The following is a 22,047-nucleotide window of genomic DNA, read 5'->3' on the forward strand; positions in this document are numbered from 1 at the left end:
GGTGTCATAGCCATATAACACACATGTTCAATATCCTCAGCTTTCTCTTCGGGCTAATTAGCCTTTTGATCGTCATACCATCGACTATTCCCTTCCTTGGATGGGGCAATTGGATCGCCATGCCGGTGATCGTGATCGGGATCGTCTTGGGCGCGCTTTCGTCGAGCAATGGCGGGCGCAATTTCTGTCTGATCGTATTCCTGATCGCGGCGGTGCGCCTGATGCTTGGTGGCGGATTTATCTAGTTAAGCGCTAGCCGCGCGGCCTTGGCAAAGAGGGTAGGAAGCCCCGCTTCCTCAACAGTCTCGATAGGCCACCATTCGCCCATGCCTTGAGGCATCTCCGCCCCGTCAATCGCTATTACTTCGAGCGTCAAATGTGCGTGAGTGAAGGTGTGTCGCACCGCGCCCAGATCCGCGGTTTCGCCTTCGACCGGCGCCTTTCCAGAGCCATCTTCTCGCGCGCTCCATCCGTCGTCAGGAAGGCTGCGCATGCCGCCCAGCATCCCGGTCCCGAGCCGTTTGACGAGCCAGACACATCGGCCTTCAGGTCGCTCGCGCTCGATCCAGAACGCGCGGCCTTTGCGCTCGGGCTTGGCTTTTTTGGGTGGCTTGACGGGCAGGCGCTCGGGCTCTCCGGCCGCCCTCCCCTCGCACAAATCGGACAGGGGACAAAGCAGGCAGCGCGGCGCTTTGCTGGTGCAGACCTGCGAGCCCAGATCCATCATGCTCTGCGCAAAATCGCCCGCGCGCGCATCGGGCGTGATCGCATCGGCTTTCTCGCGGATGGTTTTGCGAGCAGCGGGAAGCGGCTGTTCGATATTAAACAGCCGAGAGACGACCCGCTCGACATTGGCATCGACCACCACCGCCCTTTGTCCAAAGGCAATGCTGACAATCGCCGCCGCCGTGTAAGCCCCCAGCCCCGGCAATTTCAAAAGCTCCGCCTCGGTTTCAGGAAAGCCGCCAAGCTGCGCCACAACGCGCGCACATTTCACCAGATTGCGAGCGCGGCTGTAGTACCCCAGCCCCGCCCACGCCGCCATGACGTCGTCTTCTGGCGCCTTGGCCAGATCGAAAACCGTGGGCCAGATTTCAGTGAACTTTGCAAAATAAGGCTTCACCGCCGCAACGGTTGTCTGCTGCAACATCACCTCTGACAGCCACACGCGATAAGGGTATGCAGGATCATTGGGGCGCGGCTCTTTTGGCGGCACCCGCCAGGGCAGAGAGCGCGCGTTGCGGTCGTACCAGTCCAAAAGTGTCTCAGAGATGGTGGCGGTCACGCCCCGCCTATGGCATGGGCTATTGCACCATGGGAACAGGTACCGAGAAAAAGACACCGAAAAAGCGCAGCCCCAAGGCGGGCAAGCCTTATGAAAGGCCAAGGGGTCGCGGTGCCAAGGCAATTGGCGATCTCATGCCAGATATTGGCCGCACCGCCTTTCGCCGCTTTGGCTTTGTGCAAAGCTCGGTTGTCACCCGCTGGCCCGAGATTGTCGGTCCGACGCATTCGCTGATTTGCGCGCCCGAAGCGATCCGTTTCCCGCCGGGCGAAAAGTCCGAAGGCATCCTGCAACTGGTGGTCAAACCCGCGCACGCGCCGCTGATCCAGCAAGTGCTCCCTGAGATTATCGAGCGGGTGAACCGCTTCTTTGGCTATAAAGCCGTTGCGCGTGCAAAAATCCGGCAAGGCGAGGTTAAGCCTCCACCGGGCAACAACCGCCCTAAACCACCGCCGACGCTCAAACCCATTCCAATGGAATTGGGCGATAGCCTTCGCGATATTGGCGATCCGGAACTGCGTACCGTCTTGGAATCGCTCGCGCGCAGCCTCGGTGATGAAGAGAAGAAAGACGACCAAGAGAGATGAAAACCCTCACATTCTTGAGCCTTGCGACAGCCAGCGCCCTTGGCCTTTCGCTGGCAACACCGGCATCGGCGCAAACGCAGGAATCGGAAAACCAGCTGAAGGACCCGCCTTCCGCGTTCATGGTCGATAAACGCCGCGCTTCGTGGCACGCCGAGGTTGAGAAGACCGAGCGCGGTTACATGATCGGCAACCCGAAAGCCGAAGCCTCGCTGATCGAATGGATCAGCTACACTTGCCCCGCTTGCGCCAACTTCGCGCGTGAGGGCGAAGGGGCGCTGGATCTGGCGCTGCTTGCCCCGGGCCACATGAACGTCGAAGTCCGCCCCGTTATCCGCAATGCAATTGACCTTACCGTCTCCATGCTCGTTCAATGCGGCGGAGAAGAGGACTTCAAAGAGCGCCACCGCATGTTCATGATGGGACAGCGCACATGGCTGCCCAAAGTGCACAGCGCGCCGCAAACCCAGAAAGCGAGCTGGTCTTCGGGAAGCAAATCGGCGCGGCTGAGTATGGTAGCGGCGCTGGGATTTGACGATATGCTCGCCAATCGCGGCGTATCGCGCATGGATATTTCCACCTGTCTAAGCGATGACGCAGCCGCGCAAAAGCTGGTCGAAAACAGCGCCGCGGATCGCACCCAGTTTGCAGTCACTTCAACGCCAAGCTTTTCCCTCGATGGCGAGCGATTGCCTGACGTGTACAGCTGGGCGACGCTTTACCCCGTGATCGCGGAACGTTTCAAACCCGAAAACTCGTCTCAATAAGGGGCAAATCAGGGGCCGACACAGGCTATTCCCACATAATCGACACATTTGTGCACAGGCACCGGGCATTTTCCCTTCCCGTGCCAACGCTCCCACGTATAGTCTTTTTGCTTAGATCGAAGGATTCTTGATAGCCATGACCGTTCGCAATTCTTTAAAATTCGCTCTCGCTGCTCCACTGGCGCTCGTGCTTGCCGCTTGCGGCGGTGATGCCGATGGTGAGGTGCAAGGCGATGCAATCGATCCGATCGAAGCGCCTGAAGGCGCCAATTGGACAGACACAGTCACAATCAGCGAAAGCGACGGTTATATCCTCGGCAATCCCGATGCGCCGATCAAGCTGGTTGAATACGCCTCGCACACATGCGGCGGCTGTGCGAGTTTTTCGGCATCGGCCAAGCCCGGCATCAAGGAATATGTCGAAACTGGCGTCGTCAGCTTCGAACAACGCAACCTTGTCCGCGACCCGATCGACCTTGCGGTTGCCACCCTCGTTCGTTGCGGTGCAAATGAGAACATGCAGGTTCTCTCGGATGAGGCATGGAGATACCTCCCGCAGATTTTCGAGAACGTTCAGCAGAATTCCGCCGCTTACGAAGCAGCGGGACAAGCTCCCGTTGACCAACGCTTCATCGGGATCGCTCAGGCTGCGGGCTTGATCGACTTTTTCGCCGCGCGCGGACTTTCCGCCGATCAGCAGCGCGCCTGCCTTGCCGACACGGCCAAGATTGAAGCGATCGCAGACAATTCTTCGGCACAGGCGAGCGAACTCAATATCACTTCGACGCCGACCTTCATCCTCAATGGTAACAAACTTGATGCCATTGGATGGAACGATGTCGAGGCCGCTCTTCAACGCGCCGGTGCGCGTCAAGAGTAAGAGGACGCAGCAAGACCGCCCATGCAGATCAACCGGCTCAAAGTTTCAGGCTTTAAAAGCTTTGTAGAGCCGGCTGAACTGCGCATTGAACCCGGCCTCACCGGGGTTGTGGGGCCAAACGGTTGCGGAAAATCCAACGTGCTTGAGGCGATCCGCTGGGTCATGGGGGAAACCTCGGCCAAGTCCATGCGCTCTGGCGGCATGGAAGATGTGATCTTCGCCGGGACCGACACAAGGCCGCAGCGCGCCTTTGCCGAGGTTGTGCTTCATGCCACCGATGACAAAGGCGAAGAACTCGTCGTCACACGCCGGATCGAGCGCGGCGCTGGCTCTGCCTATCGCGTTAATGGCCGCGATGTGCGGGCCAAAGACGTGGCCCTCACCTTTGCCGATGCTGCAACGGGCGCGCATTCGCCAGCTCTGGTGAGCCAGGGCAAGATCGCTCAGGTAATCGCCGCGAAGCCGGCCCAGCGTCGCATGATGCTGGAAGAGGCCGCCGGAATTGCGGGGCTCCACGTGCGGCGCAAGGATGCCGAAAGCAAGCTGCGCTCAACCGAGAAAAACCTCGAGCGGCTCGAAGACCTCATGGCGAATCTCGATTCGCAAATGGGTTCACTCAGGCGGCAGGCGAAGCAGGCCGAGCGATACACCAAGCTGACCGAGCAGATCAGTCACGCCGAGGCGCGGGTTGTCTTTGCCCGTTGGCGCGATGCGTCTTATGCCGCAAAAGAGGCCCGCGACGCGGCGCAAGCAGCCGAAGACAAGGTGACACTTGCGCAAACAGCGGCGACGCAAGCTCAGAAACAACAGGCCGAAGCGGCCGAGCAGCTGGCCGAAGCGCGTGAGGAATTGGCCGACCGCCGTGACGATGCAAGCGCGCATGGCCACCGTATGGCGGCTCTTTCCGAAAAGCTTGAAGCGGCGGAAACGCGGCTGAAGGATCTGGAGCGCCAGAACACCCGGCTTGAGGAAGACCGCAAGGACGCAGACCGTCTGACTAAGGACGCCGCAGAGGCCCTGACCCGCCTGGAGCGCGAGGTGGAGGCGAGCCAAGCGACTTTTGCCAAAGCCGAGGCTGATCGCCCTGCACTTGCCAACCGAAGCGAGGATACAGAGCGCGCAAGCCGGGGCGCTGAGCTCGCTCTGGCGAAGGCAACTGCTGATCACGCAGGCGTTGAGGCCGAATGGCGGGTGGCGGAGGCCGCGATTGAGCAGGCAGAAACGCGCCTTTCGCGAGTTGAGCGCGAGGTCGAACGTATCGCGGCGGTGCGGGCCGAGCTTGCGGATAGCGGCGACCTGAAAACGGCTGTGGCCACCGCACGCGAGGCTGCAGACGAGGCAGCGGCTGACGTGGCGCGTCTGCGCACGAAGCTCGAAGAAGAGCGCGCACGCAAGACCGAGCTACAAACCGCGCGCGATGAGGCCTCGACTGCGCTTGCCAGTGCAAAGGCAGAACTCGCCGGGATCGAGCGTGAATATCTGGCCCTTGTGCGCGACCGTGATGCGCGGACAAAACGCGAAAAAGGGCGTGCAGGATTACCCGCAGCACTCGACAAGGTCCGTATTGCGCCCGGCTATGAGCGCGCAATCGCCGCCGTTCTGGGCCGCGATGCAAAATCGCCGCTGGGCCTGCCGGAGGACAACCCGGATGGGCGGTTCTGGAGCGGAGGCGCCGAGGGGCCTTCACCTGTGCCGGACAGCCTGCTCGAATTTATCAGCGATTGCCCCGAGGAATTGCGCGCAAGGCTTGCCCTTGTCCATGTCGCCGACAGCGACGATGGCCGCACACTTAAGCCCGGCGAATGGCTCGTAACCAAAGCAGGGCATCTGCGCCGTTGGGATGGCTTTGTTGCGCGCGGGGAAGGCTCTGCCGAAGCCGCACGGTTGGAGGCCGCCAATCGGCTAGACGAGTTGGAAGGCCTGCTGCCGCCTTTGCGCGAAGCGGTGGAAAATGCGGGCATCCAAGAGGCGGCCGCGCGCGAAGAGCTTTCGGCATTGCAAACGTCTCTGGTGGCACAGGAACGTGAGATCGCGAGCGCGATTGAAGCAGAACGGTCCGCCTTACGCAGCCTCGATCAGGCCGAAGCGGCGCTCGAACGCAATGCCGCACGGCTTGAGGAGCTGAGCCAGTCGGCTAGCGATCTTGGCGAACAGCTCGCCAGCGCCAAGGACGAAGTGAACGCGGCAAAAGAAGCGCGCGCTTCGCTACCCTCGCCCGACACTGGCAGAGCCGCACTGGAAGCAGCGCGGGCAAAGCACGAGGCGGCGAAATCAGCCGTGCAGGCCGCCATGGCAGAGCTTGCGGCCCACGACCAAGGGCTTGCCGTGGCACGCGAGCGTTTGGCCGCGCAACAAGCGGACCGCACCAATTGGCAAGCCCGCTCTGGCGAGGCGACCAAGCGCGTGGCCGACGCGAATTATCGCCTCGAAGAGATCGAGGCCGAACACAAGGTCATGGCGGCAAAACCCGCCTCGCTGTTGGCCGAGATCGAGCAGGGCGAGACGATCGCTGCGCGCCTGTCGGAACAACTCCAATCCGCCCAAGCAGTGATGGAGAGCCGGCAGGCCGCGATTGCCGATTGCGACCGCGAGCTTGCGCAGGCTCAGGAAGCCTTGGCGGTGGCTCGAGAAGGGCGCGCGACCCTTGCGGCAAGAGCCGAAAACGAGGAACAACGCCGCTCTGAAATGGCGCGCATATCGGGCGAGAAATTCCAGTGCCCGCCTCCGCTTTTGTCCGAACGCTTTGAATTTGACGAAGAAAGCGTCCAACCTGCCGCGACCGAAAGCGAGGAAATGGACCGCCTCACCGCTGCCCGCGAACGCATCGGGCCGGTCAATCTTGTCGCTGCCGAGGAACTTGCGCGGATCGAGGAAGAACACGGCTCAAGCGCATCCGAACAGGCCGAGCTTGTCGAAGCGGTCGGACGTCTGCGCGCATCCATCGGCAATCTCAACCGCGAAGGCCGCGAACGGCTGCGTGCAGCGTTTGAAGAGGTCGACGGCCACTTCCGCGTATTGTTCACGCGGCTTTTTCAAGGGGGGCAGGCGCATCTTGCGCTTGTCGATAGCGACGATCCGCTCGAAGCGGGTCTTGAAATCTATGCCCAGCCACCGGGCAAGAAATTGCAGAGCCTCTCGCTCCTGTCGGGCGGCGAGCAGGCGCTTACCGCAACCGCGCTGATCTTTGGACTCTTCCTGACCAATCCAGCGCCGATTTGCGTGCTGGATGAGGTCGACGCGCCATTGGACGATGCGAATGTCGAACGCTTCTGCGATCTGCTGGAATCCATGGTCGAGACGACCAACACGCGCTATCTTATTGTCACCCACAATGCAGTGACAATGAGCCGCATGCACCGATTGTTCGGGGTGACAATGGCGGAAAAAGGCGTCTCGCGCCTTGTGAGTGTTGATCTTGGCGAAGCGGAATTGATGGCAGCGGAATAACTGCGCAACCCGACCTTGAAGCGTCAGGCTTCGATGGCCTTTGCCAGCCGGTCGCGAATGCTTTTCAGCTTGGCGATGCTTTCCGACAGATCAGGGCCACTGTTCTCAGGCAAAGGTCGATCCATTGCAGAGGCGCCGCTGTTGCCGGCATCAACGCCGGAGGCTCGCCGATCTCCGACACGCCGATCATTCTTGCGGCGTTCAGAGCCGGGCGCGCCATGCGAGCGCAGATAGGCTTCAGCGCCCTTGAGGGTATAGCCTTCGCCATTCACCAGCCGGTCGATTTCCTCGACCATTTCAATGTCACCTGGGCGATAAAGCCGGCGCCCGCCGCTGCGCTTCATCGGCTTGAGCAGCGAAAATTGCTGCTCCCAATAGCGCAGCACATGCGGCTTGATATTCAGCGCCTCGCTGACCTCGCCGATGGTGCGAAAGGCGCTTTTCGCCTTGCCGTCTGCAAATTCCGCCATTCTTGAAAATGTCCCGGGCCCGCCAGCACGGCGTCTTAGGACGCCTTGGCGATTTTCTCTTTAAGCAGCTGGCTTGCGCGAAACGTCAGGACGCGGCGCGGCGTGATCGGAACCTCGACCCCGGTTTTGGGGTTGCGACCGACCCGTTCGTTCTTGTCGCGAAGAACGAAGCTGCCAAAGCCGGAAATCTTGACGTTTTCCCCCTCGGCGAGCGCATTCGACATTTTGTCCAGGATCGCTTCCACCAGATCGAGCGATTCCGCCCGACTGAAACCCATTTTGCGATTAACTGTCTCGGCGAGGTCGGCCCGAGTAAGAGTGCCTGCAGAACGCATCATATGCCTATCTCCACCTGTTGGCGCGAACCCATTAAGTCATGAGACTATAAAACTTTTTCGGCCCTCGCGCAAATTGCGCATGGGATATCCCGCACATTTTCTGGGCCGACAAGTGCGAAACAATCAAATTCGGAGAAGAGTAGCGCCCCAGGTAAAGCCGCCACCCATCGCTTCGAACATGACCAGATCGCCCGATTTGATCCGCCCGTCCTTGCGTGCGGTGTCAAAAGCCAGCGGCACAGAAGCAGCCGAGGTGTTGGCGTGGCTGTCGACGGTCACGATCACCCGTTCGGGGCCAATCTTGAGCTTGCGCGCGGTCGCATCCAGGATGCGTTTGTTCGCCTGGTGCGGCACGATCCAATCGATATCATCGGCAGAAATACCAGCATCTTCAATGACCTCGTGCAGAACGCTCGACAGGTTGACCACTGCGTGCCTGAAAACTTCGGGCCCGCGCATACGCAGATGGCCAACGGTCTGGGTCGAGGACGGTCCGCCGTCGACATAGAGCAAATCGTGCTGCGCTCCGTCAGCGTGAAGCCGGCTTGCGATAATGCCGGGACCACCATCCTCAACACGGTTCGAGGCATCTGGCGCTTCCAGCACAACCGCCCCTGCCCCGTCGCCAAACAGAACGCAGGTCGTGCGGTCTTCCCAATCGAGAATACGGCTGAAAGTCTCTGCCCCTATCACCAAAGCGCGGCGAGCCATGCCGGTGGTAAGCATCGAGTCGGCAGTTGCGATCGCATAAAGGAAGCCCGAACACACAGCCGCCACGTCAAAGGCAATTCCGCCATGGCAGCCCAGCGCATCCTGCACCTTCGTGGCGGTCGCTGGAAAAGTGTTGTCGGGCGTCGCGGTGGCAAGGACGATCAGGCCAATGTCGGCAGGTTCAAGCCCTGCATCATCCAACGCCGCGCGAGCAGCCTTGATCGCAAGGGTTGCGGTCGTTTCGTCTTCGCCTGCAATGTGCCGCTGGCGAATTCCGGTGCGCTCGACAATCCATTCATCGGAAGTGTCGACCATCGTGGCCATTTCGGCATTGGTAACGATGCGGTCAGGAAGGGCAGAGCCTGATCCCAACACTCTTGATCCTGGCACTAGAGGCGCACTCCGCTTGCTTTGCGTAACGATACGCTGAAGCGCTTTCTACGCCTTTACGTTACGTTTCAAGGCCTCGACCATTAAAATCCGGGCCCAATTCGCCCAGATCCGCAGCGATCCGGTCGGTAAGACGGTTTTCCAGAAGCCGGGCCGCAACGGTCACGGCTTGCGCAACGCCCCTGGCATTGGCGCTGCCGTGGCTTTTGACGACGACGCCGTTAAGGCCGAGGAAAACCGCACCGTTGTGATTGTTGGGGTCAAGATGGTGCTTCAAGAGCTCGGTCGCGGGTTTCGAGACGAGAAACCCGAATTTTGAACGCAGCGAACTGGTGAACGCCTGCCGCAAAAGGTCGGTCACAAAGCGCGCCGAGCCTTCAATTGCCTTCAAGGCGATATTGCCGGAAAACCCGTCGGTCACGACCACATGGGTCTCGCCCCGATTGATCTTGTCGCTTTCAACAAAGCCATCGAAATTCATCGCAAGGCCCGTTGCGCTCTTGAGTTGAGCGGCGGCGTCGCGCAGCCTTTCAGTGCCCTTGATCATTTCAGTGCCGATATTGAGCAGGCGCACCGTCGGCCTCTCGAACCCGTTTACAATGCGCGAATAGGCTGCGCCCATCACTGCAAACTGGACGAGGTTGCGCGCGTCGGCATCCGTATTGGCGCCAAGGTCGAGCATGACCACATCGTGCTGTTCAAGGGTCGGCAGAAGCGCCGCCAGGGCGGGCCGGTCAATGCCGGGAAGAGTGCGAAGCGCAAGCTTGCTCATCGCCATAAGCGCGCCGGTGTTACCAGCGCTTACCGCAGCGCCAGCCGCACCCCTTTTAACCGCATGGACGGCTTGCCCCATGCTCGTGGTTTTGGCGCGGCGAATGGCTTTGGATGGAAGTTCATCCCCGCTGATCACATCATCGCAGTGCAGAATTTCCGAAGCACCAGCCATGCCGGGATGATCTTCGAGTGCGCGCTCAATACGCTGCTGGTCACCTACGAGAAGAAATTTGAAGCGGTCGTGCTCGCGCCGGGCGAGAGCAGCGCCCTCGACCATAACGCGCACACCTTCATCGCCGCCCATCGCATCAATGGCGATACGCGGGAGAGTCATGCGCGAAATCCTTCTTTAGTGACGAGTTAGATGCCCTTGGGGGCAAGCACCAGACGGCCGTTGTAATAGCCGCAGTGGTGGCACATCGTGTGCGGGCGGTGCAATTCACCGCAGTTCGAGCATTCACCGAAAGCTTCAACTTTCAGCGAGTCGTGCGCGCGCCGATTGCCACGGCGATGCGGGGATACTTTTCTCTTAGGGACAGCCATGGCTCAGCCATTTCCTCAAATCTAGTGCGTTGCAAAGGCGCGATTCTCACGAACCCTGCGTTGTGTTTCGGTGACGCCCTTAGGACATGGCCGCTAGCCACACAAGGTGAATAACCCTCACGTGCCGGGTCCAAGCCTCAATTGGCGGGAAGCCGCGCGCTATAGCGAAAATTTCAAAGCATGCAAGCGTTGAAGCCATCACACTGCGCTTGGCCAAGAGCATTGCATCGCGGAAGTCCGTCGCCTAGCTCGGTTTCGGAACAAAACCAAATAAAGGTCGAGGGGAACGTCTGATGGAACTTTTGAGCGTAACGCTGTCGAGCGCAGCGGCAGCTGCGATATTGAACATCTGGTTGATGCTGCGCATTGGTGCGGTGCGTCAGGCTGAAAAGATTTCCGTAGGTGATGAAGACAATGTAAATCTCATCCGCAGGATGCGCGCACAGGCGAATTTCGTAGAGAACGCCCCATTTGTCCTGATCCTGATTGGTGCGATTGAGCTGTCAGGCCGGGGTGAACCGTGGCTTGCATGGGTTGCCGGCGCATTCATCATCGGTCGCGTGGCTCACGCCTTCGGAATGGATGGCGGGTCAATGCAGATTGGCCGCATGATCGGCACGCTGGTTTCGATGTTGACGCTGCTTGGTCTTGCCATTGTGGCTGCGCTGATTGCAGCTGGGGTGATGTAGCAACGATTTGGGGGACTTTTACGCCCCTCCTATCAGCTCAACGCATAGTCGCTGACAAACGCATTGGTCTGGCGTTCGCGCCCGAACGTGCTGGTGGGGCCGTGGCCGGGGATGAAGGTGATGTCTTCACCCAATGGCCAGAGGCGCTTTGTGATCGAGTCGATCAGGTCCTGATGATTGCCGCGCGGGAAGTCGGTGCGCCCGATGGAACCCTGGAACAGGACATCGCCGACAATCGCGAACTTGCTTGGGCCGTGAACGAAGACAACGTGGCCGGGTGTGTGGCCGGGGCAGTGGATCACATCGAGAGTCAGTTCACCAACCGTCACCGTGTCGCCATGCTCTAACCAGCGGTCGGGGGTGAAGCTTTTCGCTTCCATCCCATAGCGCGCGCCGTCTGAGTCGAGTTGCTCGATCCAGAAGAGGTCATCCTTATGCGGGCCCTCGATCGGCACGCCCATTTCCTCCGCCAATATTCCGGCCTGACCGCAGTGGTCCAGATGGCCGTGGGTGATGAGGATTTTCTCCAGGCTCACGCCCGCCTTGGCGATGCCGTCTTTCAGCTTGTGCAAATCGCCGCCCGGATCGGTCAGCGCAGCCTTCATCGTCTTGGTGCACCAAATGAGCGAGCAGTTCTGCTGCAACGGCGTCACAGGAATGATGGCGGCTTTCATCGGAGAGGTTTTAGGCGTGTCAGTCATGGGAAGCGAAATGGCGCGGGAGCGGCGCAATTGCAAGCGGGGCACATTCGGGTTTCACAATGAAACGTGCACGCTATGGTGGGCAAAACGGGGAGAGATTTCACAATGACACTTGCCAGCTCACTCACTCTGCCTTGCGGCGCGGTGTTGCCCAATCGGCTTTCAAAAGCGGCGATGACGGAAGGGTTGGCCGATCCGCAAGGCCTCCCCACGCCTGAGCTTACGCGGCTTTACAAGATCTGGGCTGAGGGCGGTGCAGGGATGCTGCTTTCGGGCAATATCCAGATCGATGCCGACCACCTTGAACGCCCCGGCAATGTGATCATCGACCGAGAGCTGACCGAGGACGAGCGCGAGCGTTTCCGAGAGTGGACGGCTGCGGGGACGTCGAATGGCAACCACTTCTGGGCGCAGATCAGCCATGCCGGGCGGCAATGCTTCAAAATCGTCAACCCGCATCCCAAAGCGCCCTCTGCCGTCAAAGTTGGCATTCCCGGCGGCCAGTTTGGCGAGCCGGTCGCGCTTGAGGCCCACGAGATCGAAGAGGTCATCGCAGGCTTCGTTCGCGCGGTCAGGACTTGCAAAAAGGTCGGCTTTACCGGCGTCCAAATCCACGGCGCACACGGCTATCTCATCTCGCAATTCCTTTCCCCGCGCACGAATATCCGCGAGGACGAATGGGGCGGGAGCCTCGAAAACCGCGCTCGCCTGCTCCTCGAAATCATCCGTCAGTCCCGCGAGGCTGTGGGGCCGGATTTCCCCATCAGCGTCAAACTCAACAGCGCCGACTTTCAGAAAGGCGGTTTTGCGTTTGAGGACAGCGTCACGGTCGTCGGCTGGCTTGAGGAATTGGGCGTTGACCTGATCGAAGTCTCCGGCGGCACTTACGAGCAACCCAAGCTATTAGGTATTGATGGGATGGAGCCAGCCGACAACCCCGATGTGAAACCCTCCACAGCCAAGCGCGAGGCCTATTTCGTCGACTTTGCCAAAGCCATGAAAGACGCGTGCAAAGTGCCGCTGATGGTGACAGGCGGCTTTCGCAGCAAAGCAGCGATGGAGCAAGCTTTGGAAAGCGGCGCGGCGGATTTGATCGGCCTTGGCCGGCCATTGTGCGCAGATCCCGATGGGCCGAAGCGGCTGCTTGAGGGCGAAGAGGCCCTACACCGCTACGAAGACGAGCTTTCACTTTTCCCCGCGCCCTTGCAGTTCCTCACCGGTATCAAAGCCCTGCGCGCAGCGGCAAGCTTTGCCGTGCAGTTCTGGTTCTACGGCCAAATCTACGCGCTCGGGCGGACGGGTAAGGCAGACAAGGACCTCTCTGTCTTCGCCGCATGGCGCCAGACCGAGGCGACGCATAAGGGTTGGCTCAAACGACGGCGGGGCGGCTAGCACTCACGCGATCAGGCTGTAATCTGCGCTCGGGCGGAAGGCACCGATGGGCTAACACCCAGCATGGTATCATTTGCGCACCAATTGGCCCGCAGGATACCAAAGAAACATGACCATCATCGGGATAATCAAGGCGAAAAAATCAACCACGCCACTAATCCGGCTCCAGAAGCCAAACTCACCGGCCCTTTTCAGCCTAGCGAAATCCGCTTTCGCGTGGAGATGTCCAGAGTTGATTGCTTTGGAAAAGTACTCAATCGACTTTGCGACGTCCCTCTCAACACCTTTTTCAGCCCAATAGTCTAGGGCAAGCCTGTACATTGCTGGCGAGTAGCCGCGCTTTGCGAGCTTGGCGTATTCTTCTTGAGCAGCGTTAAAGTCTCCTGTCTTCTCTAAGTACTCAGCTAAGAGAAAGCCGCCCTCGATCGACCCGTTTTGCGCGGCGTGTCTGGCCCAAGAAATTGCCTCTGGGATGTTACGCGATGCTCCATGACGACCATCAAAAAGGATGTCTGACAAACAGATCGCAGCCAAAGTGGAGCCTGCTTCGGATGCTTCTCTCAATCCGCACAAGGATTTCTCTAACCCTTCATCAATGTGCGTCATTAGCTCCCATACTTCTTGGTTGTACTCGTCGTTCTCCCACTCATATTTCATGGTCTCACCCATGTCTTCGAGGCTATACATCTCTGAGAGAACTAGCTCACTTTTCAAAAAGAATAGAACTCTTCCGGTCGGATTTTATAGCCCGAAGGTCTTCCGGGAGGGAGATTATATCCGCCCCCCCTTCCAAACAACCCGCCCGATCACTTCCATTTCGTCGGCCGCAACATCCACCGGCGGGTAGGACAAGTTCTGACTAAGCAGCGACAAGCGCCCTGCCCCGGCTTGTGCAACCCGCTTCACCATTAGCGTATCGCCAAGGCGCACCACGTGCACTCCGTCGCGAAAAGGGCGCTCGCTCGTGTCGATCAGGATTTCATCGCCATCGTTGAGGAGCGGCTCCATCGAGTCCCCCTCAACCGTGATCGCTTGAAGCTTTGCACCTTCCAGCCCCTGTTCTGAGAGCCAGCGGCGGGAAAACTGAAAGGTGTCGTAAGGCTCTTCGCCGTCGGGCAGTGCGCCCGGCCCTGCGGAGGCGCCGATATTGAGGCGGGGGACATCGATCCATCGCGTGCTGCGCTTTGGCCTCGCAGGATTGTAGGATTTTTCCTTAAATGTTTCCCCGGGTGCGCCAAGCTCGCTTTCCGCCACGCCGAAGAATTCCGCAAGCATCTTGCGATCGCCTTCCTCCAACTTCTTCGGGCTGCCCTTCTTGATGAATTGCTGGAGGTACGTGCCATTTCTGCCGAGCATTTCGGAAAGGCTCGCAAGGCTAGCGCCGCGCTCCTTAGACAGGGTGAGCAAGCGCCCGCGCGCGTCCTTTTGTATATCATCACTCATGGCGTTTTCCTTACTAGGACCCCGATGGTTACCAAATCCTTCCTACACGTAGGATTTTTCCTAGACAAGCCCCGATTTGTGTGGAACATTAAGTGAACATTGAGCGATTCGCGGTGCAGGTGACGGCTCGGTGACACCGAATGGAACACCGAAAGGAAAATGATGTTGCTTCGAGACGTTGAGAGATTCCTGCACACACACCAAATGGCCGCGACCAAATTTGGCCGCTTGGCCGCCCATGATCCACGCTTTGTGCTGGACCTTCGCATGGGACGTATTCCACGCCCTGAAACCGAGGCGCGCACGCTTGAATGGATGAAGGAATTCGAGGCCGGCAATCGCGCGATGGCACGCCCGCATTCCTTCCGCATTGCCGCCAACGATGAGCCTGCATTCGAGACGAAGGGGTTTTGCTATGCTGCTTGATCGCCGCGCCCCCGCTCGTTCGCCTGCCCACACCCGTACGCGCCGACCGATCCTTGGTCCCACCTTTGGTCGCGCGAGGTTGGAATTCAAATCCATGAATGCGCCAGCGGCGAAAAGCCCTCACCCCATGCGCGCCCGAAAAACCACCGCCGACCGGCTGCGCGAGGCATTGTTCAAACTCACCGGAATTTCCTTCCCTGAACAGTGTCTCAAGTGTCTCAAGTGTCTCAAACATGAGGAAAGCGCCTGGAGTTCAATCACATTCTCCGGCACACGCCACGAGGTGACGCTGGTATTCGAAGGTGCAGAAGCTGTGGCGAAGGGCGAGGAGTTTATGGAGACTCTGCCCGAGCACGAATTCACCATCCCCGGCCATTTGGTTGCCGATGCCAGTATCCGCGAAGTTGACCACCGATTTGGCCTACACGAGCGGTTGCAAGTGACAGCGGTGCTGCTGCTGTTGGAGGATAGTTGATACGTGACCAATCGAGCCGTAAGCTCGCGGGCGTGACCCCGCGCCCGCAGCGGCGACAGCTTGCCTGCCCGTCTAGCGAGGAGTTAGGCCCGGATGGGCCTAACCAGTCGATTACGCATTGATCACGATCATCTTCTCGATGGTCATTTCGTGCATCGTGTAAGGGATGCCGCCGACGCCGTGGCCCGAGGTCTTGAGGCCGGCGAACGGCATCCAGTCCACGCGGAAGGCGGAGTGGTCGTTCACCATCACAGCCGAGGCGTTGATGTTACGATAAGTGTGCATCGCGCCCTTCAAGTCGTTGGTGAACACCGCCGCCTGAAATGACACGTCGAGCGAATTGGCCTGAGCAATCGCATCGTCGACATCGTCGTAGGAATAGACGCAAACCACCGGGCCAAAGACCTCATGGGTCGAGACCTTCGCATCCTTGGGCGGGTTGAGCAGCACCGTGGGGGCGTAGGTCGTGTCGGAGAGTTTCTCACCACCGCAAAGGACCCCGGCCCCGCCCTCACGCGCTTCTTCGACCCATTCGGCCACGCGGTCGGTTTCCGCAGGCCTGATGAGAGGCCCGCATTCGGTGTCTTCCTGCGTCGCATTGCCGACTTTAAGCTCTTTTGCCGCCGCAGCCATGCGCGACGAAAGCTCCTCCACGACCGAGGCGTGCGCAAATATCCGCTGAACCGAAACGCACACCTGGCCCGAGTGATAAAAGCCGCCCTTCATCAAAGCAGGAACGGCGGCATCGAGATCGGCGGTTGCATCGACGATCACCGGCGCAACCCCGCCATGTTCGAGCGCGCAGCGTGTACCGGGCGAAAGCTTGGAACGAAGGCCCCAGCCAACACCCGCCGAACCGATAAAGGTGAAGAAAGCGACGCGCGGGTCGGTCACCATCTTCTCCGACGCCTCACGCGATGGTGCGACCGCTTTGGCCCATTCTTTTGGAAGGCCCGCCTCGTGCAAAATATCGATGAATTCAAAGCAGGACAGCGGTGTGTCGCTGGCAGGCTTTACGATCACCGGGCACCCCGTTGCGACCGCTGGCGCGACTTGGTGAACGATGAGATTCAGCGGATGATTGAACGCGGAGACCGCCACCACAGGGCCGATAGGCTCGCGCGTGGTCCAGGCAAACCTTCCATCACCAGAGGCGCTCAAGCCCATCGGGATTTCGGTGCCGCGCACGTTGCCAAGGTCTTCGATGCAAAGCTCAACCCCCTTGATCGCCCGATCCGCTTCGACCCGCGCATCGATCAATGGTTTTCCGCCTTCATTGGCGATCTGGAAAGCGAGGTGGTCACGCCGCTCTTTCATGATCTTCACGACCTTCTCGAGGATGCCTGCGCGCTCATGCGTTTTCATCCACGTCGAGCGGTCTTCCGAAAGCTCATGCGCCCGCGTCAGGAACGCGTCGATTTCGTCCCATTCGGCCGTAGGCACCTGGCCGATTTCGGAAAGGTCGAACGGGTTGACGACTGTCTTCATCATTGTCTCCTGACGGGGTCGCGGGAAAGCTTAAAGCTCGGCGCTCAATTTCTTGATGTCGTGGTTCAGGATCTGGTCGTTCTCAGAATAGTCAACCGGACAATCGATGAGATGCACACCCGGCGTGTCGCGGCAATGGGCGAGGAGTTCGGTCAAGTGCTCGCTGCTCTCCACCCGGTGCCCTTTTGCTCCGTAACTCTCTGCATATTGGACATAGTCCGGGTTCCCATAGGTGAGACCAAAGTCGTTAAAGCCCATGTTCGCCTGTTTCCAGCGGATCATGCCATAGGCATCATCGCGAAGGATCAACACAGTCAGATTGAGTCCCAAACGCACCGCGGTTTCCATCTCCTGGCTGTTCATCATGAAGCCGCCATCGCCGCAAATCGCCATCACGTGGCGGTCGGGGTAGAGCATCGCGCTCATCATCGCAGACGGAAGCCCTGCACCCATGGTCGCAAGCGCATTGTCGAGCAGCACGGTGTTTGGAAGGTATGCCGTATAGCCGCGCGCAAACCAGATCTTGTAGACACCGTTATCGAGACAAATAATACCATCGTGCGGCACTGCCTCGCGCACCTGTTTCACCAGATGCGGCGGGAAGATGGGAAAGCGCGCATCGTCAGCAAGTTTGCCTGTGTGTTCGAGCTCGGCCTGGTGATATTCGAGCATATGCCCAAAATCCCAGCTGCGATTGGGCGAGATGTCTTCCTTGATCTGCCAGATCGCATTGCCAATATCCCCGATCACCTCGATTTGCGGGAAATAAACAGGGTCGACTTCGGCGGTGTTGGTCGAGACGTGAATGACCGTCTGTCCGCCGGTTTTGGGATCATCGAAGACATTCTTCATGAAGAAGGGCGGCTTCTCGATCACGTCGTGGCCAACATTGATGATGCAGTCGCTTGCCTCGACCGCGCGGTGGACAAAATCGCCAGCCGACAAGGCTGCACAGCCCAGGAATTTGGGGTGGCGTTCGTCGATCACACCCTTGCCCATTTGTGTGGTGAGGAACGGGATGCCCGTCTTCTCGACCAGTTGCTCAAGCATGCGCCCTGCCGTCTTGCGGTTGGCCCCTGCGCCAATAACAATCACGGGGTTCTTTGCGCTCTCGATCGCTTTGACGGCCGCACGGACCGCTTTGTGTTCCGCCGACGGGCGGCGCGCGACGCTCCTGGGAAGCGGGTGCCAATCGGTCGTGGGTTCTTCGGCGATGTCTTCGGGCAGCTCGATCAGGGTCGCACCAGGCTTTTCTTCTTCGGCCAGGCGATAAGCCTCGCGTACGCGGCTGGGGATGTTGTCGCCCGCTGCAATCTGGATCGAATACTTCGTCACCGGCTCCATCAAAGAGACGATATCGACAATCTGGAAACGGCCTTGCTTCGACTTCTTGATCGGCTTTTGCCCGGTAATCATCAGCACCGGCATCCCGCCAAGTTGAGCATAGGCTGCGCTTGTTACAAAGTTGGTTGCGCCCGGACCAAGCGTCGCGACGCACACCCCGGTCTTGCCCGTGTGGCGGCCATAGGTCGCGGCCATGAAGCCTGCGCCTTGTTCATGGCGGGTGAGGATCAGCTTGATCTTGTCCGAGCGCCCGAGCGAATCGAGAAAGTCCAGGTTCTCTTCACCCGGCACGCCAAAGATGTATTCGCACCCTTCGGCTTCCAGACATTCGATGAAAACGTCGGACGCTTTTTTGGTATCGGTCATGCTTGCAATTCCCCCCTGTTGGCGCGTGTCCGGCATGGTCAACGCAGCCGCAAAACTCGTGCGCCCCGAGGGAGAAAGTCACCTGCGACTGCAGGAACTTCAAAGAACCATTCCCCCAAACGGTTCGCGTCTAATCGGCCGTGTGGACCGGTTGCAGGTTCATGTATTGCAGGAATCCGTCAGAATCCAAGTGCACAATGCACATTTCGCAAGATCAATAGCCCAGCTTCGGATCGAAAATCGGAGAGAGCGGCTCGCCGCGCTGGTACTTCGCAAGGTTCTCAAGGAAGCGTTGGGCGCTGCGAATGAACATCATGTTTTGCGCCCTGCCCGAAAGGTGCATCGAGATGTGTGCGTTGTCGAGCGTCCAAAGCTCATGGGTTTCCGGCAGGGGTTCAGGGGTGGTCACATCAAGAAACGCACCTTCGATGGAGCGGGTCTTGAGCGCCTCGATCAAGGCGGGCTGATCGACAACTTCGCCGCGGGCGATATTCACGAGAACACATTCGCGCTTCATGGCGGCAAGTTCATCGGCGCCGATCATATTCTCGGTTTCTGGTGTTGCAGGGACCGCAAGGATTACCCAGTCAAATTCGCCCAGTTTTCCGCGCCATTCGTCAGGCGAAAGTACACCTTCTCCGCCCGAACGGCGCACCACGGTCACATCGACATCGAACGCTTCGAGCCGTGGCTTGATCAGCTTGCCAATGGCGCCATAGCCAAGCAGCAGCGCTTTGGAGCCAGCGAGTTCGCGCTTGCCGGGGCTGTCCATCAGCCACTCGCGCCGCTCCTGCGCGCGCACAACATCGCGGTAGCCCTTTGCGATATTAAGCATACCCATGACGGTGTATTCGGCAATCGTGATCGCATTGATGCCAACGCCATTGGTCACGGTGATCCCGCGCTCGATCAGAACGTCCATCGGCAGGAAATCGAGCCCTGCGTAGATGGAATTGAGCCATTTGAGGTCGGTCGCAGCGTGAAGCGCTGCTGCCATCGCGGGCTTCTCGTTCATATCGAACCAGCCGATTTCCGCGCTCTTCACCGCTTCGAGAGCTTCCTCATGGGTCATGAACCAACGGACATCGAGGTCCTTGGGCAATTGCGGTTCGAGCAGCGGGCGGATCAGGCCCGAGATTGCCAAAGTCGTCATAGTTTCCACTCCCAACCCAATGGATCGCCGTCCATCACATCTACGCCTTTTGCGATGAGTTCATCGCGGATTGCATCCGAGGTGGCAAAATCCTTCTCTGCACGCGCGGCCTTGCGGCGGGCCAGCGCGTCTTCGATCTCATCCTCGGTGATTTCCGCAGAGACCGGACGAATGCGAAGTTCCTCGCGGGTCAGGCCAAACAGATTGAGGCCCAGAACCGCGTCCATATGCTCGATGACAGCGCGCTTGATTTCAGGCGCGACTTTCTTGACCGCCAACGCTTCCTCAAGGGCCGTCAACGCGACCGGCGTGCCAAGGTCGTCCGAAATCGCTTCGTCGAACTTGGCAAGAGGCGCTGCAAATTTCTGATGCTCGGCCATCGGCTCGCTTACAACATCTTTAACACGCTCAACTGCGATCACCATGCGCTTCAATCGCGTAAGAGCCGCCTCAAGCCCCTCCCACGAGAACTCAAGCTCCGAGCGGTAATGCGCCTGCAAGCACATCAGACGATAGCTGAGCGGGTGGAAGCCCTTGTCGACCAGCAGCTGCAACCGCAGAAACTCGCCGGATGACTTCGACATCTTACCGGACCGCTCAACGAGAAAGTTGTTGTGCATCCAGATGTTCGCACCTGAATTGCGCGCCTCGGACAGTCCTCCGCATCCGCAGAACGCCTGATTCTGAGCGATTTCGTTGGGGTGGTGGATTTCGCGGTGGTCGATGCCGCCGGTGTGAATGTCGAAGGGGAAGCCGAGCAGCTTCTCACCCATGACCGAGCATTCAAGGTGCCAGCCGGGCGCGCCTTTGCCCCATGGGCTGTCCCATTCCATCTGGCGCGTTTCGCCTTCCGGGGTCTTGCGCCAAATCGCGAAGTCGCCCGCATTGCGCTTGCCTTCCAGCTTTTCAATCCGTCCCTCGCCTTCCTCGGTGACAGCACGCGCAAGCCTTCCGTAATCAGCGACGGTGGAGATGTCGAAATAGAGACCGCTGTCGAGCTCATAGCAGTGTTTGTCCGCCATGGCCTTGCCCCACTCGATCATCTCTTCGACATATTCGGTGGCGCGGGGATGCTGCTTCTTCTGGATTCCCAAGCGCGCGAGGTCGTTCTCGAAATCGGCCTGATAAAAGGCGGCGATGTCCCATGCGCTTTTGCCTTGGGTCGCCGCCATTTTCTCCATTTTGTCCTCGCCCTCATCCGCGTCAGACGTGAGGTGCCCCACGTCCGTGATGTTGATCACGTGGGTGAGCTTATAGCCCTTGTACTGAAGCGTGCGGCCAAGCGTATCGGCAAACACATAGGCGCGCATATTGCCGATATGCTGGTAGTTATAAACCGTTGGCCCACACGAATAGACCCGCGCCTCGCCTTCGTGGACGGGGACAAAGGGCTCAATTTCGCGGGTCAGCGAGTTGAAGAGTTTAAGCTCGGACATGGTGGGGCGCTTTTATGAGCAAAGCGCGCCGGGTCAATGGCCGATGCGCTTACTCAAAGCCGTGGAAGGTCACGTGCTCATCAAGCGGCACGCGCTCGCGTTCAAAATTGTTGAGCGGCGCGTCGGGGTCGCGGTAGCCAATCGCCATGCCGCAAAACAGCATGTAACGCTCATGATCGAGGCCGAGGTGCTCGCGGATCGTGTTGGCGTAAATCGCCATGAATTCCTGATAGCAGCTGTCGAGCCCCTCTTCACGAAGGAGCAACGCCACGGTTTGCAGCCACATGCCAGTGTCCGACCATTGCGGCTCTTTCATGAAACGCGGGAAGTAGGTGAACATGACGACAGGCGCATCAAAGCTGTTGGCGTTGCGCGCCATTGCAGCAGCGCGGCCCTCTTTGTCATCGCGCTCAATCCCCATCGCGCCAAACATGCCTGCTCCCACGGCGTGAAGGCGCGAGAGATAGGCCTCTTCCTGTTCGGGAGCGGTCCAGTCGTATTCGGGTTTTTCAGGGCCGTTCTTGGCAATCTTGGCCCGAAGCTCTTTGAGCGAGTCCCCGGTGACAACAGCGGCTTCCCAAGGCTGGAAGTTGCAGCCCGATGCCGCCCAACGCGCCGTGTCGAGCACGCGGCGGATGGTGGCGAGTTCGACCTTTTGGTCAGTAAACATCCGCACAGAGCGGCGGCTGGTGACGGCTTCGGTTACGTTCATTCTATGATTACCTCTACATCTACGTCATCGCCCCAATCGGGGTCATCAATCCTGTCTTGGCGCGCCTCGACAATCCAAGATGAGAATTCACGGAGGAATTGCACAAGAGTACTCGGGGCCTTGGTCACAACCAACTTATAGGGAGGCTGCTCCCGATTGAAGTCGGTCAGATAAATCATTGTTTCAAGGAAAGCGTCGGCATTGCGACCATGCCCTTCGAAACTCCCAAGGGA

At 59.1% G+C, this 22,047-nt stretch carries 23 protein-coding genes; 9 read left to right on the forward strand and 14 right to left on the reverse strand.

The genetic code is table 11. The features are described from left to right. Positions 1 to 23: 23 nt before the first annotated feature. Positions 24 to 245 carry a hypothetical protein gene (locus tag MWU38_RS02605; RefSeq protein ID WP_247270272.1) on the forward strand — a complete coding sequence of 74 codons (222 nt, stop codon included), beginning with the start codon at positions 24 to 26 and terminating at the stop codon, positions 243 to 245. Here MWU38_RS02605 and MWU38_RS02610 read toward each other — a convergent pair. Then, complete coding sequence (locus MWU38_RS02610) at positions 242 to 1,285, reverse strand: A/G-specific adenine glycosylase (protein WP_247270273.1); 1,044 nt, start codon at positions 1,283 to 1,285, stop codon at positions 242 to 244. The two genes, MWU38_RS02605 and MWU38_RS02610, sit on opposite strands and share 4 nt — an antisense overlap. A 29-nt stretch (positions 1,286 to 1,314) precedes the next feature. Here MWU38_RS02610 and MWU38_RS02615 point away from each other — a divergent pair, with 29 nt between their 5' ends. From MWU38_RS02615 to MWU38_RS02630, 4 genes are all read left to right on the forward strand, one after another. Continuing rightward, positions 1,315 to 1,872: a DciA family protein gene (locus MWU38_RS02615; protein ID WP_247270274.1), complete on the forward strand. Its 558-nt coding sequence runs from the start codon at positions 1,315 to 1,317 to the stop codon at positions 1,870 to 1,872. After that, entirely contained in the window at positions 1,869 to 2,636 is a 768-nt protein-coding gene (locus MWU38_RS02620; RefSeq protein WP_247270275.1) for a thioredoxin domain-containing protein, read from the forward strand. The genes MWU38_RS02615 and MWU38_RS02620 overlap by 4 nt, the downstream gene beginning before the upstream one ends. A 136-nt stretch (positions 2,637 to 2,772) precedes the next feature. Continuing rightward, positions 2,773 to 3,516: a thioredoxin domain-containing protein gene (locus tag MWU38_RS02625; protein ID WP_247270276.1), complete on the forward strand. Its 744-nt coding sequence runs from the start codon at positions 2,773 to 2,775 to the stop codon at positions 3,514 to 3,516. A gap of 21 nt (positions 3,517 to 3,537) precedes the next feature. Then, positions 3,538 to 6,963: an AAA family ATPase gene (locus MWU38_RS02630; protein WP_247270277.1), complete on the forward strand. Its 3,426-nt coding sequence runs from the start codon at positions 3,538 to 3,540 to the stop codon at positions 6,961 to 6,963. 23 nt (positions 6,964 to 6,986) lie between these two features. Here the strand turns inward: MWU38_RS02630 and MWU38_RS02635 are convergent, their stop codons facing one another. From MWU38_RS02635 to rpmF, 5 genes are all read right to left on the reverse strand, one after another. Beyond that, positions 6,987 to 7,433 (reverse strand): MerR family transcriptional regulator, encoded by a 447-nt coding sequence (locus MWU38_RS02635; protein WP_247270278.1) that lies wholly within the window; start codon positions 7,431 to 7,433, stop codon positions 6,987 to 6,989. Between the two features lie 35 nt (positions 7,434 to 7,468). Beyond that, on the reverse strand, positions 7,469 to 7,771 hold the full coding sequence (locus MWU38_RS02640; RefSeq protein WP_247270279.1) for an integration host factor subunit alpha: 303 nt from the start codon (positions 7,769 to 7,771) through the stop codon (positions 7,469 to 7,471). Positions 7,772 to 7,894: 123 nt separating this feature from the next. Beyond that, the gene (locus MWU38_RS02645) at positions 7,895 to 8,872 is read right to left on the reverse strand and encodes a beta-ketoacyl-ACP synthase III (RefSeq protein ID WP_247270280.1); all 978 of its coding nucleotides are present in this window, start codon (positions 8,870 to 8,872) and stop codon (positions 7,895 to 7,897) included. 61 nt (positions 8,873 to 8,933) lie between these two features. Further along, complete coding sequence (gene plsX / locus MWU38_RS02650; RefSeq protein WP_247270281.1) at positions 8,934 to 9,980, reverse strand: phosphate acyltransferase PlsX; 1,047 nt, start codon at positions 9,978 to 9,980, stop codon at positions 8,934 to 8,936. A 26-nt stretch (positions 9,981 to 10,006) separates the two neighbouring features. Next, positions 10,007 to 10,189, reverse strand: coding sequence for a 50S ribosomal protein L32 (rpmF, locus tag MWU38_RS02655; protein ID WP_223071458.1), 183 nt, complete (start codon positions 10,187 to 10,189; stop codon positions 10,007 to 10,009). A gap of 293 nt (positions 10,190 to 10,482) precedes the next feature. Between rpmF and MWU38_RS02660 the strand changes: the two genes are divergently transcribed. After that, a complete protein-coding gene (locus tag MWU38_RS02660) occupies positions 10,483 to 10,878 on the forward strand; it encodes an MAPEG family protein (RefSeq protein ID WP_247270282.1) in 396 nt (131 codons plus the stop codon). A 32-nt stretch (positions 10,879 to 10,910) separates the two neighbouring features. Here the strand turns inward: MWU38_RS02660 and MWU38_RS02665 are convergent, their stop codons facing one another. Then, positions 10,911 to 11,579, reverse strand: coding sequence for an MBL fold metallo-hydrolase (locus tag MWU38_RS02665; protein ID WP_281494508.1), 669 nt, complete (start codon positions 11,577 to 11,579; stop codon positions 10,911 to 10,913). Between the two features lie 105 nt (positions 11,580 to 11,684). On the opposite strand from MWU38_RS02665, the gene MWU38_RS02670 reads away from it, so the two are divergent. Then, entirely contained in the window at positions 11,685 to 12,971 is a 1,287-nt protein-coding gene (locus tag MWU38_RS02670) for an NADH:flavin oxidoreductase/NADH oxidase family protein (protein ID WP_247270283.1), read from the forward strand. Positions 12,972 to 13,040: 69 nt separating this feature from the next. On the opposite strand, the gene MWU38_RS02675 is transcribed toward MWU38_RS02670, so the two are convergent. Continuing rightward, positions 13,041 to 13,658: a tetratricopeptide repeat protein gene (locus MWU38_RS02675; RefSeq protein WP_247270284.1), complete on the reverse strand. Its 618-nt coding sequence runs from the start codon at positions 13,656 to 13,658 to the stop codon at positions 13,041 to 13,043. Positions 13,659 to 13,742: 84 nt separating this feature from the next. Continuing rightward, positions 13,743 to 14,414: a LexA family transcriptional regulator gene (locus tag MWU38_RS02680; protein ID WP_247270285.1), complete on the reverse strand. Its 672-nt coding sequence runs from the start codon at positions 14,412 to 14,414 to the stop codon at positions 13,743 to 13,745. Between the two features lie 162 nt (positions 14,415 to 14,576). Between MWU38_RS02680 and MWU38_RS02685 the strand changes: the two genes are divergently transcribed. Next, a complete protein-coding gene (locus MWU38_RS02685; protein WP_247271229.1) occupies positions 14,577 to 14,840 on the forward strand; it encodes a hypothetical protein in 264 nt (87 codons plus the stop codon). A 94-nt stretch (positions 14,841 to 14,934) separates the two neighbouring features. Further along, positions 14,935 to 15,315 (forward strand): hypothetical protein, encoded by a 381-nt coding sequence (locus tag MWU38_RS02690; protein ID WP_247270286.1) that lies wholly within the window; start codon positions 14,935 to 14,937, stop codon positions 15,313 to 15,315. 111 nt (positions 15,316 to 15,426) lie between these two features. On the opposite strand, the gene MWU38_RS02695 is transcribed toward MWU38_RS02690, so the two are convergent. The 5 genes from MWU38_RS02695 to MWU38_RS02715 form a co-directional block, all read right to left on the reverse strand. Further along, positions 15,427 to 16,806 carry an aldehyde dehydrogenase family protein gene (locus MWU38_RS02695; protein ID WP_247270287.1) on the reverse strand — a complete coding sequence of 460 codons (1,380 nt, stop codon included), beginning with the start codon at positions 16,804 to 16,806 and terminating at the stop codon, positions 15,427 to 15,429. Between the two features lie 27 nt (positions 16,807 to 16,833). Beyond that, positions 16,834 to 18,513 carry an acetolactate synthase large subunit gene (locus tag MWU38_RS02700; protein ID WP_247270288.1) on the reverse strand — a complete coding sequence of 560 codons (1,680 nt, stop codon included), beginning with the start codon at positions 18,511 to 18,513 and terminating at the stop codon, positions 16,834 to 16,836. 214 nt (positions 18,514 to 18,727) lie between these two features. Beyond that, positions 18,728 to 19,666: a D-2-hydroxyacid dehydrogenase gene (locus MWU38_RS02705; RefSeq protein WP_247270289.1), complete on the reverse strand. Its 939-nt coding sequence runs from the start codon at positions 19,664 to 19,666 to the stop codon at positions 18,728 to 18,730. Continuing rightward, positions 19,663 to 21,102, reverse strand: coding sequence for a cysteine--tRNA ligase (cysS, locus tag MWU38_RS02710; protein ID WP_247270290.1), 1,440 nt, complete (start codon positions 21,100 to 21,102; stop codon positions 19,663 to 19,665). The genes MWU38_RS02705 and cysS overlap by 4 nt, the downstream gene beginning before the upstream one ends. 49 nt (positions 21,103 to 21,151) lie before the next feature. Next, the gene (locus MWU38_RS02715) at positions 21,152 to 21,814 is read right to left on the reverse strand and encodes a nitroreductase (RefSeq protein WP_247270291.1); all 663 of its coding nucleotides are present in this window, start codon (positions 21,812 to 21,814) and stop codon (positions 21,152 to 21,154) included. Positions 21,815 to 22,047 lie beyond the last annotated feature (233 nt).

It is taken from the genome of Qipengyuania sp. S6317L1 (genome assembly GCF_023015615.1).
In the GTDB taxonomy this organism is placed as follows: domain Bacteria; phylum Pseudomonadota; class Alphaproteobacteria; order Sphingomonadales; family Sphingomonadaceae; genus Erythrobacter.

Coding starts and splice junctions, on each gene's coding strand:
- MWU38_RS02605 (WP_247270272.1), top strand. CDS start 24: ATGTTCAATATCCTCAGCTTTCTCTTCGGGCTAATTAGCCTTTTGATC.
- MWU38_RS02615 (WP_247270274.1), top strand. CDS start 1,315: ATGGGAACAGGTACCGAGAAAAAGACACCGAAAAAGCGCAGCCCCAAG.
- MWU38_RS02620 (WP_247270275.1), top strand. CDS start 1,869: ATGAAAACCCTCACATTCTTGAGCCTTGCGACAGCCAGCGCCCTTGGC.
- MWU38_RS02625 (WP_247270276.1), top strand. CDS start 2,773: ATGACCGTTCGCAATTCTTTAAAATTCGCTCTCGCTGCTCCACTGGCG.
- MWU38_RS02630 (WP_247270277.1), top strand. CDS start 3,538: ATGCAGATCAACCGGCTCAAAGTTTCAGGCTTTAAAAGCTTTGTAGAG.
- MWU38_RS02635 (WP_247270278.1), bottom strand. CDS start 7,433: ATGGCGGAATTTGCAGACGGCAAGGCGAAAAGCGCCTTTCGCACCATC.
- MWU38_RS02640 (WP_247270279.1), bottom strand. CDS start 7,771: ATGATGCGTTCTGCAGGCACTCTTACTCGGGCCGACCTCGCCGAGACA.
- plsX (WP_247270281.1), bottom strand. CDS start 9,980: ATGACTCTCCCGCGTATCGCCATTGATGCGATGGGCGGCGATGAAGGT.
- rpmF (WP_223071458.1), bottom strand. CDS start 10,189: ATGGCTGTCCCTAAGAGAAAAGTATCCCCGCATCGCCGTGGCAATCGG.
- MWU38_RS02660 (WP_247270282.1), top strand. CDS start 10,483: ATGGAACTTTTGAGCGTAACGCTGTCGAGCGCAGCGGCAGCTGCGATA.
- MWU38_RS02665 (WP_281494508.1), bottom strand. CDS start 11,579: ATGACTGACACGCCTAAAACCTCTCCGATGAAAGCCGCCATCATTCCT.
- MWU38_RS02670 (WP_247270283.1), top strand. CDS start 11,685: ATGACACTTGCCAGCTCACTCACTCTGCCTTGCGGCGCGGTGTTGCCC.
- MWU38_RS02675 (WP_247270284.1), bottom strand. CDS start 13,658: ATGTATAGCCTCGAAGACATGGGTGAGACCATGAAATATGAGTGGGAG.
- MWU38_RS02680 (WP_247270285.1), bottom strand. CDS start 14,414: ATGAGTGATGATATACAAAAGGACGCGCGCGGGCGCTTGCTCACCCTG.
- MWU38_RS02685 (WP_247271229.1), top strand. CDS start 14,577: ATGTTGCTTCGAGACGTTGAGAGATTCCTGCACACACACCAAATGGCC.
- MWU38_RS02690 (WP_247270286.1), top strand. CDS start 14,935: ATGAATGCGCCAGCGGCGAAAAGCCCTCACCCCATGCGCGCCCGAAAA.
- MWU38_RS02695 (WP_247270287.1), bottom strand. CDS start 16,806: ATGATGAAGACAGTCGTCAACCCGTTCGACCTTTCCGAAATCGGCCAG.
- MWU38_RS02700 (WP_247270288.1), bottom strand. CDS start 18,513: ATGACCGATACCAAAAAAGCGTCCGACGTTTTCATCGAATGTCTGGAA.
- MWU38_RS02705 (WP_247270289.1), bottom strand. CDS start 19,666: ATGACGACTTTGGCAATCTCGGGCCTGATCCGCCCGCTGCTCGAACCG.
- cysS (WP_247270290.1), bottom strand. CDS start 21,102: ATGTCCGAGCTTAAACTCTTCAACTCGCTGACCCGCGAAATTGAGCCC.
- MWU38_RS02715 (WP_247270291.1), bottom strand. CDS start 21,814: ATGAACGTAACCGAAGCCGTCACCAGCCGCCGCTCTGTGCGGATGTTT.